This is a genomic window from Azospirillaceae bacterium (assembly GCA_028283825.1).
Lineage (GTDB): Bacteria > Pseudomonadota > Alphaproteobacteria > Azospirillales > Azospirillaceae > Nitrospirillum.
The window spans coordinates 82,516-97,735 of sequence record JAPWJW010000002.1 but is presented as its reverse complement, the minus strand read 5'-3'; the positions used below and the strand labels follow the sequence as shown (position 1 = coordinate 97,735).

13 protein-coding genes are annotated in these 15,220 nt (G+C 65.5%); 4 read left to right on the top strand and 9 right to left on the bottom strand.

The window, feature by feature from the left end:
* The first annotated feature begins 2 nt into the window (after nucleotides 1-2).
* Nucleotides 3-431, top strand: coding sequence for a hypothetical protein (locus PW843_09295; GenBank protein ID MDE1146801.1), 429 nt, complete (start codon nucleotides 3-5; stop codon nucleotides 429-431).
* A gap of 67 nt (nucleotides 432-498) precedes the next feature.
* Here the strand turns inward: PW843_09295 and PW843_09290 are convergent, their stop codons facing one another.
* From PW843_09290 to PW843_09270, 5 genes are all read right to left on the bottom strand, one after another.
* A complete protein-coding gene (locus tag PW843_09290; GenBank protein MDE1146800.1) occupies nucleotides 499-939 on the bottom strand; it encodes an NINE protein in 441 nt (146 codons plus the stop codon).
* Between the two features lie 94 nt (nucleotides 940-1,033).
* On the bottom strand, nucleotides 1,034-1,456 hold the full coding sequence (locus tag PW843_09285; GenBank protein MDE1146799.1) for a VOC family protein: 423 nt from the start codon (nucleotides 1,454-1,456) through the stop codon (nucleotides 1,034-1,036).
* A 57-nt stretch (nucleotides 1,457-1,513) separates the two neighbouring features.
* Nucleotides 1,514-2,965 (bottom strand): efflux transporter outer membrane subunit, encoded by a 1,452-nt coding sequence (locus PW843_09280; protein MDE1146798.1) that lies wholly within the window; start codon nucleotides 2,963-2,965, stop codon nucleotides 1,514-1,516.
* Nucleotides 2,965-6,105 carry an efflux RND transporter permease subunit gene (locus PW843_09275; protein ID MDE1146797.1) on the bottom strand — a complete coding sequence of 1,047 codons (3,141 nt, stop codon included), beginning with the start codon at nucleotides 6,103-6,105 and terminating at the stop codon, nucleotides 2,965-2,967. Before PW843_09275 ends, PW843_09280 begins: the two co-directional genes overlap by 1 nt.
* A 10-nt stretch (nucleotides 6,106-6,115) precedes the next feature.
* Nucleotides 6,116-7,300 (bottom strand): efflux RND transporter periplasmic adaptor subunit, encoded by a 1,185-nt coding sequence (locus PW843_09270; GenBank protein MDE1146796.1) that lies wholly within the window; start codon nucleotides 7,298-7,300, stop codon nucleotides 6,116-6,118.
* Between the two features lie 219 nt (nucleotides 7,301-7,519).
* On the opposite strand from PW843_09270, the gene PW843_09265 reads away from it, so the two are divergent.
* Complete coding sequence (locus tag PW843_09265; protein ID MDE1146795.1) at nucleotides 7,520-8,212, top strand: TetR/AcrR family transcriptional regulator; 693 nt, start codon at nucleotides 7,520-7,522, stop codon at nucleotides 8,210-8,212.
* A gap of 26 nt (nucleotides 8,213-8,238) precedes the next feature.
* Here the strand turns inward: PW843_09265 and PW843_09260 are convergent, their stop codons facing one another.
* Nucleotides 8,239-8,472, bottom strand: a complete 234-nt coding sequence (locus PW843_09260; protein ID MDE1146794.1) for a hypothetical protein — start codon at nucleotides 8,470-8,472, stop codon at nucleotides 8,239-8,241.
* A gap of 257 nt (nucleotides 8,473-8,729) precedes the next feature.
* On the opposite strand from PW843_09260, the gene PW843_09255 reads away from it, so the two are divergent.
* A complete protein-coding gene (locus PW843_09255; protein MDE1146793.1) occupies nucleotides 8,730-9,377 on the top strand; it encodes a TetR/AcrR family transcriptional regulator in 648 nt (215 codons plus the stop codon).
* A 145-nt stretch (nucleotides 9,378-9,522) separates the two neighbouring features.
* Complete coding sequence (locus PW843_09250) at nucleotides 9,523-10,884, top strand: amidohydrolase family protein (protein ID MDE1146792.1); 1,362 nt, start codon at nucleotides 9,523-9,525, stop codon at nucleotides 10,882-10,884.
* 318 nt (nucleotides 10,885-11,202) lie between these two features.
* On the opposite strand, the gene PW843_09245 is transcribed toward PW843_09250, so the two are convergent.
* From PW843_09245 to PW843_09235, 3 genes are all read right to left on the bottom strand, one after another.
* On the bottom strand, nucleotides 11,203-12,855 hold the full coding sequence (locus PW843_09245; GenBank protein ID MDE1146791.1) for a hypothetical protein: 1,653 nt from the start codon (nucleotides 12,853-12,855) through the stop codon (nucleotides 11,203-11,205).
* A 278-nt stretch (nucleotides 12,856-13,133) separates the two neighbouring features.
* Nucleotides 13,134-13,601 carry a hypothetical protein gene (locus PW843_09240; protein MDE1146790.1) on the bottom strand — a complete coding sequence of 156 codons (468 nt, stop codon included), beginning with the start codon at nucleotides 13,599-13,601 and terminating at the stop codon, nucleotides 13,134-13,136.
* 222 nt (nucleotides 13,602-13,823) lie between these two features.
* Entirely contained in the window at nucleotides 13,824-15,074 is a 1,251-nt protein-coding gene (locus PW843_09235) for an alpha/beta fold hydrolase (GenBank protein ID MDE1146789.1), read from the bottom strand.
* Nucleotides 15,075-15,220: the final 146 nt, after the last annotated feature.

Sequence of the window (15,220 nt, the reverse complement as noted above, 5' to 3'; positions counted from 1 at the left end):
GAATGGCGCCGGCCTCGATGGGGCTGGCGCTTTCCCATCATATCGGGGCAATCAACTTCATTGCGTCCGTTCCAAGGAAGACTGATATGCGCGCCCTCAATGATCTGGAGAGAGGCATCATATTGGCTTTCGCCGAGAGGATGGAAAGCAAAGCCGCCAACGGATTAATGGAAGACCTAAATCTCGCCAGCGTTCGCGAGACCCGGTCGAATGAAGAGTGCATAATATTTGAATTGCGCGGCTATGAGCGGCCGCCCTATCGAGGTCAGCACTCATATCCCGTGCATGCGGATCTGATGGACGGCGATGGGGCACAGATCGACGTAATTCTTTATGCCGATGCGAATAACCGGCTATTTGAGCTGGAGTTTATACGGTGGGAGGACGGCGATCTCGTAGGATTGAGATTGGAAACGTTATCATTTTATTGAAAAGTTCCTTCATCGCCGATCAGGTGGGGGGAGCATGAGCACCCGGTCCGCCCGGTTTCAGTCGGCGTCAGAACCAGCGCCGCTTGCCGCGCACGTACAGCGTCTCGAACTCGGCGTCCGACTTGACCAGGTACAGGACACCCTCGATCAGGCCGATGGCGCCGACGATCAGCGAGGGGATGCCCATGAAGACGAAGCCGAGCACGAACGCCAGCAGCATGACGAAGCCGGTGACGCTGTAACCCAGATAGAATTTATGCAGGCCGAGGCTGCCCAGGAACACGGCCAGGGCGCTGGCCACCAGCTTGCTCTTCTCCGCGCCCATGGGGTCGATGGTGTAGATTTGCGAGGCGACGCCGTTGATGCCGACGAAGTCCAGCCGCCGACCGGCCGCCGGCGCCAGTTCTGACAGCCATTCCCCCTGCTGGAAGGTATAGCGCTGGTTATCGGCGCCACCGATGATGCCGTGGCCCGTGGCCCGGGAATACGACAGAACCGTGCCCTGCATGACCTTATCCCTTGATCCGTCTTCCGCGCGGGCGGCCCCGGGGCCCCCATGCGTCCTGGAGTAGAATAACCGGACCGGAAAGTCTAGGGGGCCATCACTTTTTAGGCTGCCAGGGATCGTAGCTGCCGACGTGCCAGATGTGCCCCTCCGCATCGCGGCAGCTGAAGCCGCGGCCGCCGTAGGGCTTGTCCTCGATGTCCATCAGGATGGTGGTATTGGCCGCCTTGGCGCGGTCGTAGACGGCGTCGGGGTCGGGGACCACCAGGTTCAGGCTGAGGGTGACGAAACCCCCGACCTCGTTGGGCAGGCGGATCATCTGGCGATACGGGTTGTCGAAGGCCGGCAGGGTACCGACCATGACCATGCCGGTGCCCAGCGTCAGTTCCGAATGCAGGATGGTGTCGCCCTCACCGGGGTAGAGGGCATGGATCTTGAAGCCCAGCACCTGCACCAGCCAGTCGATGGCGGCGCGGGCGTTCCGATAGGTGATGGATGCGGTGACGGTAGGGGACGACATGGGTGGATGCTACCTTCGCGTGGGCTTGACGCCCACGCGAAGGTAGCATCGATAGGCTTACTCGGAAACCGAAACGGGTGTGGTTTCCGACCCACCCAGCACCTTGAACAGGGTGACGCGGTTCTCCAGCAGCGACAGCTGAACCGCGATGCGGGTCTGCTGGGCGCTGTACAGGCTGCGCTGGGCATCCAGCACGGTCAGGAAGCTGTCGATGCCGCGGTCATAGCGCTTGGTCGACAGGTCGTAGGTCAGCTGGCTGGACTTCACCAGCGAGGACTGGGCCGCCAGCTGGCGGTCCAGGGTGCCGCGCGCCGCCAGGGCGTCCGCCACCTCACGGAAGCCGGTCTGCACCGCCTTCTCGTAGCTGGCCACGTCGATGTCGCGGGTGGCCTTGGCGATGTCCAGGTTGGCCTGGTTCTTCCCGTTGTCGAAGATGGGCAGGCTGACGCTGGGGCCGAAGCTCCAGGCGCTGCTGCCCGGCGCGAACAGGTCGGTCAGGCCGGTGCTGGCGGTGCCGTAGCTGCCGGTCAGGGTGATGGCGGGGAAGAAGGCGGCGCGTGCCACGCCGATGTTGGCGTTGGCCGCCTTCAGGGTGTGTTCCGCCTGGCGGATGTCCGGGCGGCGCAGGATCAGGTCGGACGGCAGGCCGGCGGGCAGGTCGCCCGCCACGTCCTGGTCGTCCAGGTTGGCGCCCTGGATGTCGGCGTCGGCCAGCGGCGCCCCCACCAGCAGTTCCAGGGCGTTGCGGTCCTGGGCCACCTGGCGGCTATACAGTTCCAGGTTGGCGCGGGCGGTGTCGACCGAGGTCTGCGACTGCGCCAGGTCCAGGGCGGAACTGCTGCCCCGGTCGAACATGCGCTGGTTGCGCTCATGCGTCGCCAGCTGGGCCTTCAGCGTCTCTTGCGTCAGGTCCAGCAACTGCCGGTCCGACACCAGCGCCAGGTAGGCGTTGGCCACCTCCGCGATCAGCGACAGGCGGGTCACGGCGGTGGCCTCGGTCGTCGCCAGGTACTGTTCCAGCGCCTGCTGCGACAGGTTGTGCACCCGGCCGAACAGGTCCAGCTCGTACGAGGTCACGTTGACGTTGACGGAGGAACTGTTGGCCGTGACTGGCCGGCCGGTGTAGCTGAGGTCGGCCGGGGTGCGCGACCGGGTGGTGCTGCCACCCAGCGCCAGGGTCGGCAGGGTGGCCGAATCCTGGACGCGGTACGTGGCCCGCGCCACCTCGATGTTCAGCACCGCCACCCGCAGGTCACGGTTGTTGTCCAGCGACTTCTGGATCAGGGCCTGAAGCCGGGGGCCGCGGAACACGGCCTTCCAGCTGTCGGGGCCCTGAAGGGGGGCCGCCGTGGTCGCCGCCTGGCCCTCATACGCCTGGCCGGTGGGCCAGGCGTTGGGGACCGGGTTTTCCGGACGGGAATAGTCCGGCGCCAGCGAGCAGGCGGTCATCAGCAGCAGGGCGGTGAAGGCCGCGATGCGCTTGGGGGCTTTGCTAGTGTTCACGGGCATCACGGATGTCCTGCGGTATCGGCCGTCGGGGCGGCGGGCCGCTTGCCGAAGCGCCGGAGCACCGAAACGAAGAAGACGGGAACGAAGAAGATGGCCAGGAAGGTGGCGGAGATCATGCCGCCCATCACGCCCACGCCGATGGCGTTCTGCCCGCCCGAGCCGGCGCCGTTGGCGATGGCCAGCGGCAACACGCCCAGGATGAAGGCAAAGGACGTCATCAGGATGGGACGCAGGCGCTGCTTGGCCGCGACGGTCACGGCGGTGATCAGGTCGTGCCCGGCCTCATACTGCTCCTTGGCGAACTCCACGATCAGGATGGCGTTCTTGGCGGACAGGCCGACGGTGGTCAGCAGGCCGACCTGGAAGTAGACGTCGTTGTTCAGGCCGCGCAGCCAGGCCGCCGCCACCGCACCGATGACGCCCAGCGGCACCACCAGCATGACGGCGAACGGGATGGACCAGCTTTCATACAGGGCCGCCAGGCACAGGAAGACGATGGCGATGGAGATGGCGTAGAGGGCGGGGGCCTGCGAGCCCGACAGCCGTTCCTCATACGACAGGCCCGTCCATTCGAACCCGATGCCGGCCGGCAGCTTGGAGGCGATCTGTTCCATCGCCGCCATGGCCTCACCCGTGCTGTGGCCAGGTGCAGGATTGCCCTGGATGTCACGCGAGGAGACGCCGTTGTACCGCTCCAGCTGGGGCGAACCGTACTGCCAGTAGGCCGAGGTGAAGGCGGAGAACGGCACCATCTGGTTGGTGGAGCCGCGCACGTACCAGCGGCTGATGTCGCTGGGCAACATGCGGAAGGGGGCGTCCGCCTGGGCGTAGACCTTCTTCACGCGGCCCTTGTCGATGAAGTCGTTGACGTATGAGGAACCCCAGGCGGTGGACAGCACGGTGTTGATGTCGCTGAGCGACAGGCCCAGGGCGCTGGCCTTGGTCTGGTCGACCTTGACCCGCAGTTCCGGCACGTCCTCCAGGCCCATGGGGTGGACCTGCAGCAGCACCGGGTTCTGTGCGGCCATGCCCAGCAGCTGGTTGCGCGCGGCCATCAGCTTCTCATGGCCCAGATTGGCCTGGTCGATCAGTTCGAAGTCGAAGCCCGAGGCGTTGCCCAGCTCGATCACCGCCGGCGGCAGGATGGTGTAGATGGACGCGTCGCGGTAGGACATCAGCTTCATCATCGCCCGCTGGGCGATGGCGCCGGCCTTCTGGTCCGCGTGCGGACGTTCCGACCAGTCGCGCAGGTTGACGAAGGCGAAGGCGGAGTTCTGGCCGCGGCCGGCGAAGTTGAAGCCGACGACCGTGAACAGGCCCGACACGTTGGCCTTCTCATCCTCCAGGAAGTGCTTTTCCATGGCCTTCGCCGCTTCCATCGTGCGTTCGGCGGTGGCGCCGGGCGGGGTCGCCGCCTGCACGAACAGGAAGCCCTGGTCCTCATCGGGCAGGAAGCCGGTGGGGACGCGGGTGAACAGGAAGGCCAGGCCGGCGACGATGACGCCGTAGACCAGCAGGTAGCGCACCGTGCGGCGGCTGACATGGTTCACGGCGTCGCCGTAGCCATGCGACAGGCGGTTGAAGCCGCGGTTGAACCAGCCGAACGCGCCGGTCTGCACCCCGCCCTCGCCGTGGTGGGCTTCCGCCTTCAGCAGGGTGGCGCACAGGGCGGGGGTCAGGACCAGGGCCACCAGCACCGACAGGCCCATGGCTGACACGATGGTCAGCGAGAACTGGCGGTAGATGACGCCGGTGGAACCGGAGAAGAAGGCCATGGGCACGAACACGGCCGACAGCACCAGGGCGATGCCGACCAGGGCGCCGGTGATCTGGTCCATGGACTTGCGCGTGGCTTCGCGGGGGCTCAGGCCCTCTTCCGCCATCACGCGTTCAACGTTTTCCACCACGACGATGGCGTCGTCGACCAGCAGGCCGATGGCCAGCACCATGGCGAACATGGTCAGGGTGTTGATGGTGAAGCCGAAGGCCGACAGCACGCCGAAGGTGCCCAGCAGCACCACCGGGACGGCGATGGTGGGGATCAGCGTGGCCCGCCAGCTTTGCAGGAAGACGTACATGACGATGAAGACCAGGACGATGGCCTCCAGCAACGTCTCCACCACGTCATGGATGGACAGCTTCACGAACGGGGTCGTGTCGTAGGGGTACGCCACCTCGAAGCCCGAGGGGTACAGGGGCTCCATTTCCTTCAGCTTGGCCTTGATGGCCTTTTCCACCTGCAAGGCGTTGGCGCCGGTGGTCAGCTTGATGGCGAGGCCCGCACCCGGGTGGCCGTTGTAGCGCGCCTGGGTGTTGTAGTCGTTGCTGCCCAGCTCCACCCGCGCCACGTCCCGCAACAGCACCTTGGACCCGTCGGTGTTGACGCGCAGGATGATGTTGGCGAACTGCTCCGGCGTTTCCAGGCGGGTCTGGGCGATGATGCTGGCGTTCAGCTGCTGGCCCTTCACGGCGGGCAGACCGCCCACCTGGCCGGCGGAAATCGCCTTGTTCTGCACGCCGATGGCGGTGGTGACATCGTCGGCCGTCATCTGCACGGCGGCCAGCTTGGTCGGGTCCAGCCAGATGCGCATGGCGTGCTGGGGCCCGAACAGGGTGATGTCGCCCACGCCGTCGATGCGGCTGATGGGGTCCTGCAGGGTGGACGCCACGAAGTCGCCGATGTCGGTGTCGTTCAACTGCCCGGAGGGGGAGAAGAACGCCAGCACCATCAGGAAGTTCTTGGTGGCCTTGGCGACCGTGACACCCTGCTGCTGCACTTCGGTGGGCAGCAAGGGGGTGGCCAGCTGCAGCTTGTTCTGCACCTGCACCTGGGCGATGTCGGGATCGGCCTCGGGGTTGAACGTCAGGGTGATGACGACGTTGCCGGCGCTGTCGCTGGTGGAGCTCATGTAGCGAAGATGATCGATGCCGTTCATCTTCTGCTCGATCACCTGGGTGACCGTGTCTTCCAGCGTCTTGGCGTCGGCGCCCGGGTAGGTGGTGCTGATCGCCACCGACGGCGGGGCGATGCGGGGGAACTGTTCGATCGGCAGGGTGTAGATGGCCAGGGCACCCGCCATCATGATGACGATGGCGATCACCCAGGCGAACACCGGCCTGTCAATGAAGAAACGTGACATGGGGCCGGCCTCAGAGCGGCTGTTGCGTGGTGGGGGCGGCCGCGGGCTTGGCCTGATCCACCGGATCGGGCTTCACCTCGGCGCCGGGGCGCAGGCGCTGCACGCCTTCCACGACGATGCGGTCGCCGGCGGCCAGGCCGCTGGTCACCACCCACTTGTCGCCCTGGGCCTGGGTGGTGGTCACGGGGCGGATGTTGACCTTGTTGTCCTGGCCGACCACCCAGACGGTGGCGCTGCCGTCGCCGCCGCGCTGCACCGCCTGCTGCGGCACCAGCACGGCGTCGTTACGCACGCCTTCCTCCACCCGCGCCCGCACGAACAGGCCCGGCAGCAGGTCCGCCTTGGGGTTGGGGACGATGGCGCGCAGGGTGACCATGCCCGTGGTGGTGTCCACGGTCACGTCGGCGAACTGCAGGCGGCCCGGCTGGCCATAGGCGGCGGGTAGGCCGTCGATGAACAGGGTCACCGGTGCCTCGCCGGCGGTCGCGTCCTTGACGTGGCCGGCGGCGATTTCCTGGCGCAGCTGCAACAGGTCGGCGCTGGACTGGGTGATGTCGACGTACAGCGGGTCCAGCTGCTGCACGGTGGCCATCACCGTCGTCTGGTCGCTGGTGACCAGCGCGCCCTCGGTGACGTTGGACCGGCCGATGCGGCCGGAAATGGGGGAATAGACCCGGGTGTAGTCCAGGTTGATCTGCGCGGTCTTGACCTGGGCCCGGGCGGCCTCCACCGACGCCTGGTCGGTCGCCAGCGAGGCGACGGCGTCGTCGTAGTCCTGCTTGGAAATGGCGTTCACGGTCACCAGGTCGGTGTAGCGCTCGGCCTTGGCCTTGACCGACTTCACGGCGGCCTCCGCCTGGGCCAGGCTGGCCTTGGCGCTGGCCAGCGTCGCCTCATACGGCGCCGGGTCGATCTGGTACAGCTGCTGGCCGGCCTTGACGTCCGACCCTTCGGTGAACAGCCGCTTCAGGATGACGCCGCTGACCTGCGGGCGGACTTCGGCCACGCGGAAGGCGGAGGTGCGGCCCGTCAGTTCGGTGGACAGGGTCACCGGCTGCGGGGTCACGGTGACGATGCCCACCGACGCTGGGCCCATGGCCGGCGGCGCCTGCTTCTTGCCGTCACACCCGACCAGCGCCACCGCCGCCACGGACAGCGTCGCCACCAGGGCCACTCTTGGAATAATGCGCGTCATCAATGCCTCATCGACCGTAAATGCCCCCAACCGGACCATCCCCGCCCAAAGCAATCAGGCAGGGAAACAACCTCTGGCTGGAAAAGAAACAGGGTAGAAGATAGGCAGGAATGCGACTAACAGAAGTCCCACCCCTTGCCGATGCGGCATTACGTACTGTATCATACAGTACAGTCCTGTGATGGACGTCACCGGGCCCTTGATTAAGCTATGAAAAAAATGATGGCCGCCCCTGAAAACGCCCCGGATGGCGTCATATTTCCGTCACCCGACGCCCCCGCCGACTTGAGCGGCGCGCACCCCAAACTGGGCCGCCGGGCGGAGGCGCGCCGCGCCGCCATCATGGATGCGGCCCTGAAGGTTTTCCTGCAAAAGGGCTTTGAGCGGGCGACCCTGGGCGACATCCTGGCCCTATCCGGCGGGTCGCGCGCCACCTTGTATGAGCTGTTCGGCGGCAAGGATGGCCTGTTCCTGGCGGTGCTGGAACAGGCGACGGCCGAGATCACCCACGTGATCGGCGAGGTGGCGGAAAGTTCCGGCCCGCCGGCCGATGTGCTGGTGCGGTTCGGCACCTCGCTGCTGGACGCCCTGGTCCAGCCCGAGGTGATGGCCATGACCCGCATCCTGGTGGCGGAGGGGCGGCTGTTCCCCGACCTGATGGGCCGTTTCTTCAATGAAGGGCCGGACGAATCCCGCCGCAAGGTCGCCAACTACCTGCGCCGCGCCGCCGACCAGGGCCTGCTGCGGCACGAGGATCCGGAAGGGGCGGCCCACATCTTCTTCGGCATGGTCACGGCGGGATATTCGTTCGAGGGCATGGTCGACCCGACACGCATCGGCGATGCCGGCCAACGCCGCCGCCATGTCGAACTGACGGTGCGCATTTTCCTGAAGGGGCTATGCCCGGGCTGATAAGCCCCGGCGACTGAGGGCATGAACTACCCGTGCCGGCGGTGCCGCTGGTTCAGCTGGAAGAACAGGGTGATCAGCGCCGCGGCGGCGGCGGCGAAGGGCGCGCCGATGAACAGGCTCATCAGGAAGGTGTAGCGCGACACGCCGATCAGCAGCAGGAACAGGGCCAAAACGACGATGGCGGCCACCGCCGCGAACGCCATGGCCCAGCTGACGATGGAAAGACAGGCAACCGTCGGGTCGCTGGTGTCAACGACCACGGCTTCGGTATCCGGATTTTCACTGGCGCCCGTCATGACCGCTCCAGCACTTTATTTTACATCCGTGTGACGGAGGGTAGCACGTTGGCCGGCGGAATCCAGTGTCGGCCGCCCCTGGGGCGACCCTATCCAGGCGGATGGGGCGCTTTGCCCGCCGTCGGCATGGCATTCCGGCACGGGACGCGGTAGTCATGGCAGCAGGCGCCGCGCGGCTTCGCCGATGCCGCCCGAGCTTCCGCGTTTTGAGAGATCGCGCCGTGCCGCCCGTGTCCCCCGCACCGTCCGTCCCATCCAACGCCCCGGATGCCGCCGGCGCCGCCACCGACCGGGCCGCCGCCATGCGCCAGCGCCTGATGCTGGCCGGTGCCGAACTGCTGGGCGAGGTGGGGATCGAGCGTATTTCCACCAACCAAGTGGCCAGCCGCGCCGGCGTGACGCCGCCGGTGTTCTACCGCCATTTCAAGGACAAGTACGACCTGCTGGCGGCTTTGGGCGATGCCATGATGGCGGCCCAGAACGACATCCTCTACGACTGGCTGGAACGCAACGCCCCGGCGGGGCTGAATGAGCTGCTGGAGAAACACCACCAGTTCCTGCTGTCGACGATCGAGGCCACGGCCGCCGTGCCGGGGGCGGTATGGATCATGCGGGCGCTGCGCGCCGTGCCGTCGCTGGCCGCCATCCGCCTGGCCTCGCATGAGGCCGTCACCGACCGCATCTGCCGGGCGATGGAACCGCTGCTGCCCGAGGTCAATCCCGTGGAGCTGCGCCTGCGCGCGCGCATTGCGGTCGATGCCGGTTACGCCGCCGTGGAAATGGCGCTGGACAACCCGGACCTGGAACCGGCGCGCATCTGCCGTGCCCTGACGGAGATGTGGATCGGCGGCCTGCGCCACGGGTTGTGAATCGCGCAGGATTTTACACAACGCGCTGATATTAAAATATTTTTCACCTGACACCTCGTCACCCCGTCTGGAACCCTGCGGCGGCCGGATCGCTTACGGTCCGGATGGCCGCCCGTTCCAGGGTGGGGAGATGAGGAGCCAGGCGATGTTCAAGAAGCTCATGATGGGGTGCGCGGCGCTGGTCGCGATGCACGGTGCGGCCCAGGCTGCCGCCCCGGCCGCGACCGGTGGCGTGGTCGCCTTGACGCACGTGCGGGTGATCGACGGCACCGGCGCCCCGGCGGTGGAAGATGCGACGGTGGTGTTCCAGGGCGGCCGCATCCTGGCCGTGGGCAAGAACGCCGCCATCCCGGCCGATGCCCAGCGCCTGGACTATACCGGCCGCACGGTGATGCCGGGCCTGATCTCCGACCACAGCCATGTCGGCTCCATCCTGGGCATCTCCGTCGGGCCGGAGAACTACACCGCCGCCAACATCACGGATGAACTGGCACAGTACCGGCGCTATGGCGTCACCACGGTGACAGCCCTGGGCAACAACCGGCCGCTGTTCGACGAACTGCGGCAGGAGGCGCATGCCGGCAAACTGCCGGCCGACCTGTTCGGCGTGGACCAGGGCATCGGCGTGCCCCAGGGCGCCCCGCCCCAGGCCATGATGAAAAGCGCCACCGACCAGATGTTCCGCCCCACGACGCCGGCGGAGGCGCGCGAGGCGGTGGACCGGATGGCGGATGAGAAGACCGACCTGGTCAAGATCTGGGTAGACGATTTCATGGGCAGCCTGCCCATCAAGATGGATCCGGAAATCATCAAGGCGGTGGTGGTCGAAGCCCATGCCAAACATTTGCGCGTCGCCGCCCACATCCACGACCTGTCGGATGCGCAGAAGGTGGTGGCGGCCGGTGCCGACATCATCGCCCATGGCGTGCGCGACCAGCCGGTGCCGGCGGACTTCGTGGCGGAGCTGAAGAAGCGCGGCATCTGGTACATCGCCACCCTGGAACTGGATGAGTCCACGGTGGCCTGGGCGGACAAGGCGCCGTGGACGCAAACGCCGCTGGCGCGCGCCGCCCTGTCGCCGGACCTGGCCAAACAGATCGATGACCCCGCCTGGCAGGACAAGACCAAGGCCGGCAAGGCGGCGGACGGCGCCCGCGCCTCGCTGGACATCAACCTGCGCAACCTGAAGACCCTGTATGACGCCGGCGTGAAGATCGGCTTCGGCACCGACAGTGGTGCTACCCCCTTGCGCGTGCCCGGCATCGCCGAACAGCGCGAACTGGTCCTGACCGTCCAGGCCGGCCTGACGCCGCTGCAGGCCATCCGCATGGCCACCGGTGATGCCGCAGCATTGCTGCACCTCAAGGACCGGGGCGAGCTGAAGGCCGGCAAGCGCGCCGACCTGCTGGTGGTCCAGGGCGACCCCTCCACGGACATCGCGGCCGCCGGCGACATCGTGGAAACCTGGTCCAACGGCACCCGCGTGGCGGGCCCGCTGGAGCATTGAACGCGGTTTCCGGAAGAAACCCCGGATGGGCGCCACGCTCATTCGGGGGTTTTCTTTTGGCCCTGTCGTCACAGAATCGTGTCACGGCACCTATGGTTTGGCTCGCTTCATAGATTAATATATTGATTTCCAAGAGATTTTTTGGCGTGGCGTCTTACCATTTATCCGCAACGTCGGCATAGTTCGCCAAAAAAGCCCGCCGAGGGCGGGCTTCAGGTGGATCAGACTTGAAATTCTAGGTTAATTTCATCCCATTCGTAGAAGCATATTGAACTCCCACCGGCGGCAATTCTTGGTTCAATCCGCCGCGACTTGCGATCACAGCGAAGGATCGGGATCCATTCGCGCCCGGGCGAGCGCGTCGGACAGCTCACTCCACGCGGTTGGACCGACGTGCATCATGAAGAACCGATCAACCGCAATTTGCTCGCGCTCGACCGCGGCGACCACTTCGCTCACCGTTTGTGGAATGAAATAGCTGCCGTCGGCACGGCGCTGAAACGGATCGCTTGCATATAGCAGTCTGGCTTGCGGGAAATAGGCCATCATCTGTCGCTCGCTGGTCTCGCCGCGCAGGGGATAAAGCACGATTCGGTTTGTGCCCGCACCGATCGCGGCCCTGTCGCCGACCCATTGAAAGATCGGTTGGCGCGGTGCTCTCGAGAGTGCGTCCGGCTTGCTTCGCCGCGGATCGGCCAGCATGCGCTCGAGGATCGGTCGATTGCGGTCGAGCGCATAGATCGCGATGCCCTGTGCCGCATATTCCCGAATTCCGGCAAGGTGCGGCCAGGAATCGGAGGTCGTCACCACGGCCTTGATCGGCAAGCCCGGAAAGCGCCGCCGCGCTTCGGCGATGACCTTGGCCGAGTAGCCGGAGGAGATCGGAGCCTCTATCACCACAATGCCATCATCCTGGCGCACCAGCGTGACGTTCCAATTGCCCGGTATCTGGACGATCCCGGGCGCAATCTCGACTGCGGGCGCCTGCGGGTCGCCGAGCGGGAGAGCCTCGAGATCGAATCGGCCGGGCAATGGCCGGAATGCGGCCCGCACATCCGCACCAATCGCGAAAACCTGGTCATCGACTGGCCCATTGATGACGACCGCCCGAATCGAGGTCGTCGTGTCTGGAAGGCCATTGCCCTCCACCTCCCACTGCATCGGTAACCTGACGCCCCCGCTGCATAGCCACCAGAAGTTCCAGTAGGTCCGCTGGGTGACGTCCCCCAGAAAATTCCAGAACCCGCGATGGGCCATCGGCCCGGAATAGTCCCAGGCCGTCGGCAAGCCGGTATCGCCGTTGAGATAGACGGTGACGGGTGCGCCATCCAGCGTGAAGCGAACGACATGATGCAAGACGCCTTGCAGAACCGTGTCGGCGGCGATGGCGAGGTCGGGGGCCGTTCGCGCCGTCAACAGCAATCGCTCGGGACTGAGCGCTAGCCTTTCTTGCGCATAGACGAGCATGTCGGAAGAGCCAGGCACGCCATGACCGGCGACGAGGCGCATCGCGACGCCGTCCGCGACCACCATTCCACCGCTACCTTTGTAGGCAGGATATACCGCGACGTCAGTGCTTTCGCGATAGCGGGCGTGGGAAAGGTCGTGCACCTCGGTCGCGCTCCGAAACTCGGTGATATAAGGCCCCTCAGGCCGTTCCGATTGCTCAAGCTGATTGCGATACCCCACCGACGTCCAGGAAATGCGGTCAATCGCGCGCAATGCCGCCTCACCCCCCTGTGCGGCGAGCCCAGTCTCGACAAGGCCAACCGCGCGCTGATCCGCCGCGCTGGCGGGTGCAAAATTGAGGCTGCAAAGAATGACACATGCCACGCAACGTGCCACCCGCATGACACGTCGAGGGCGCCGTCCCCTCATGCACCTATCGCCGACAATCACATGGGCCTTCGCGACATTCCGCGCAGCCGTGGGTGGGGCAACCAAAGTGGCGGTGAGTGCGAGCAACTTCACGGAGGCGCTCCAGGACGAGAGAGGGAAGTTTAGCGGATCGCTTCGATTTGACGGTTCTCTTTGATAAGTAGCTGAATCTATTAAGTGCGACATGCCCAGCATCCGGTCATTACGACGAATTATGTCGCTAAACGCCAACAATGATCGCGGCGTGACTTGGATGTTGTGGCACGGATCACTGCACGACTACGATCCGGAGTGGGGCGCGGCCGGGCCCCGATCGGCAGACGGCGGACAGGTGCCCCGGATCACCGACCCGAGGCACCGTACAATCGCGCCTATCGGGGCGGTTGATGCTCGTCGGCGGGATGGGCGATGATCGTCACCCGCGTGCCGCTCGGCGGTTCGACGATGGTACAGCCTTGCGCCTGCGCCTTCTCGTAAAGCGCGGTGACGCTGCCCGGATCGCCGTCATCCATCGAGGAGCCGGGCGGCGACGGCATGGCTTCGGCGGCACCGCCATCGATCGTGAGCTGCTGTTTCGGCTGCGTGGCGGAGGCGAATATCAGCGAACCGTTGCGTTCCATCGCGAACTCGAAGCCGAGCAGCCCCTCGCAGAAGGCGCGGCTCGCGAGCAGGTTCGTGGACCCGATGTCGGGCAGGGTACGAACGATGTTCATGACTGTCTTCTCCAGTGATGGCCGGGGGCCATGGGGTTGGAGGCGTCTGAGGACGGCGGAATAGGGTTGCCCGCTCACCCGGGCCTTGGCCCGCACAATCCGCTTGAAATCCTTGTCGACCGTCATTCGGCACGCCTCAAGCCGAAGACCCCCAGCGTCCCTGTCGGAGGGTAGGCTGCCGAAAAACGGCGACCGTGAGGATATCCTTTCCTTTGCCTCCACGAAGACGGCCCGACTGGGGCAGGTCGAAGAAGGTCAAGCGTGCAGTCACGCGGAGAAGAAAGTCCCTCCGGCAACCGCAAGAGTCAAGATCGGCACCGCTCCATCCGGCGTGGTGCGGATCCGACATTATTCGTGCCAGACCAGCGGCTGGATCGTCTCGATCGCGCGCGGGAATGCGGGATCGCCAAACCCCCGGGTCCATGCTTGCAGCAGGGCGTCGCGCGCGCCCTTGAGCGCCTTCCATTTGTGCAGGATATGGTCGTCGTCGAGGATCAGCAGACGGCTGTCGCGATAGCGACTGGCGATGGCGATCTGCTCGCGATAGTCGCTGATGTGATCATGGCGCCCGCACACGATCAGCATCTCGGCGGTCAGGTCGTTGAGTTTGGTCAGATCGAATATGGGGGCGGGTAGCCTGCCCTGCGCCTGGAGGTCGAGCAGCGGCCTGGCCCACATCTCGGACACCTCGACATCGGGCCGAAACTCCGTCCCCTTCCAGCGCGTGTCGGTCAGGATCGGGGCGACGAACTCATATTCCCGGACGCGGATCGGCCAGGCCGCCGGCGATGCCATCATCTGCGCCAGCGCATCGACCTGATAGTCGGCCGAGGCCTTGGCCAGGACAGCTTGGTCGTCCCGGCCGATCGCCGCGATCAACGCGCCGCGTGCGGCGGCGAGACCCGCCAGGTCGACGAAATAATTCTGCCGCTGCAGGATCTGCGCATAGAAGGATCGTTTATCCGGGTGGGCGCGTATCGCCGTCCACAGCGTCTTCCGGTCGGCGTCGTCCAGTTCCTCCCAGAATTTGTCGTGGCGAAGATGGAGCGCGGCTTCCAGCTGCGGGAGAACTGCCACTTCCGAATAGGCGCCGCGTACGTGGCGTCCATAATCGGCCATATAGGTATGCAGCAGGTAGCCGCCGCCCGATGTCCCGAAGAGCAGGATTTTACCATCCAGCCCCAGTAACTCGACCCGCACCCTGTCGATGTCGGCGGTCCATTGCCGGAATTGCAGCCATCGCCAACCGCGCGCCCAATCGGCGGTTGCGGCGGCCGGATCGCCGAGGCGATCCAGCAATGGCGTGGCGAAGCCGCGTCCGGCGATGCCGACGATGTTGACGTGCGCACCGAACGTCTGGCGGAAGCTGGAAAGTGTATCGGCCCGGATGTAGAATTGCTGGCCATCGCCGATGAGAAAGACGGTGGGCCACCGCGGATCGATCCGGCCGTCGACGATCAGGCATTCCAGCGGAAAGGTCGGGCCACTCGGCGCGTCGTGGTCGACCGGCACGGCGATCGACCGGATGGTGGCCGCAGGCGATACCGCTGGCTGCGAGCGCGCTGCGGCGGGAAACAAGGCCGCCGATGCGGCTAGCACCTGTATTACGCGCCTCCGGCTAAACACGGGCAGAAAACTCCAGCATGACGATATCGATACCATCGGATCACGACGGTAATTGGTCAATAGGCTTCGAAGTGATGCTTGTCCGACTCGAAGATAACAGTTGAGATTGTCTTGGGAGG

Bases quoted from the DNA above. Each gene is read 5' to 3' on its own strand.
- PW843_09240 (MDE1146790.1), bottom strand. From the start codon at position 13,601: ATGACGGTCGACAAGGATTTCAAGCGGATTGTGCGGGCCAAGGCCCGG.
- PW843_09275 (MDE1146797.1), bottom strand. From the start codon at position 6,105: ATGTCACGTTTCTTCATTGACAGGCCGGTGTTCGCCTGGGTGATCGCC.
- PW843_09270 (MDE1146796.1), bottom strand. From the start codon at position 7,300: ATGACGCGCATTATTCCAAGAGTGGCCCTGGTGGCGACGCTGTCCGTG.
- PW843_09295 (MDE1146801.1), top strand. From the start codon at position 3: ATGGCGCCGGCCTCGATGGGGCTGGCGCTTTCCCATCATATCGGGGCA.
- PW843_09290 (MDE1146800.1), bottom strand. From the start codon at position 939: ATGCAGGGCACGGTTCTGTCGTATTCCCGGGCCACGGGCCACGGCATC.
- PW843_09285 (MDE1146799.1), bottom strand. From the start codon at position 1,456: ATGTCGTCCCCTACCGTCACCGCATCCATCACCTATCGGAACGCCCGC.
- PW843_09265 (MDE1146795.1), top strand. From the start codon at position 7,520: ATGATGGCCGCCCCTGAAAACGCCCCGGATGGCGTCATATTTCCGTCA.
- PW843_09280 (MDE1146798.1), bottom strand. From the start codon at position 2,965: ATGCCCGTGAACACTAGCAAAGCCCCCAAGCGCATCGCGGCCTTCACC.
- PW843_09250 (MDE1146792.1), top strand. From the start codon at position 9,523: ATGTTCAAGAAGCTCATGATGGGGTGCGCGGCGCTGGTCGCGATGCAC.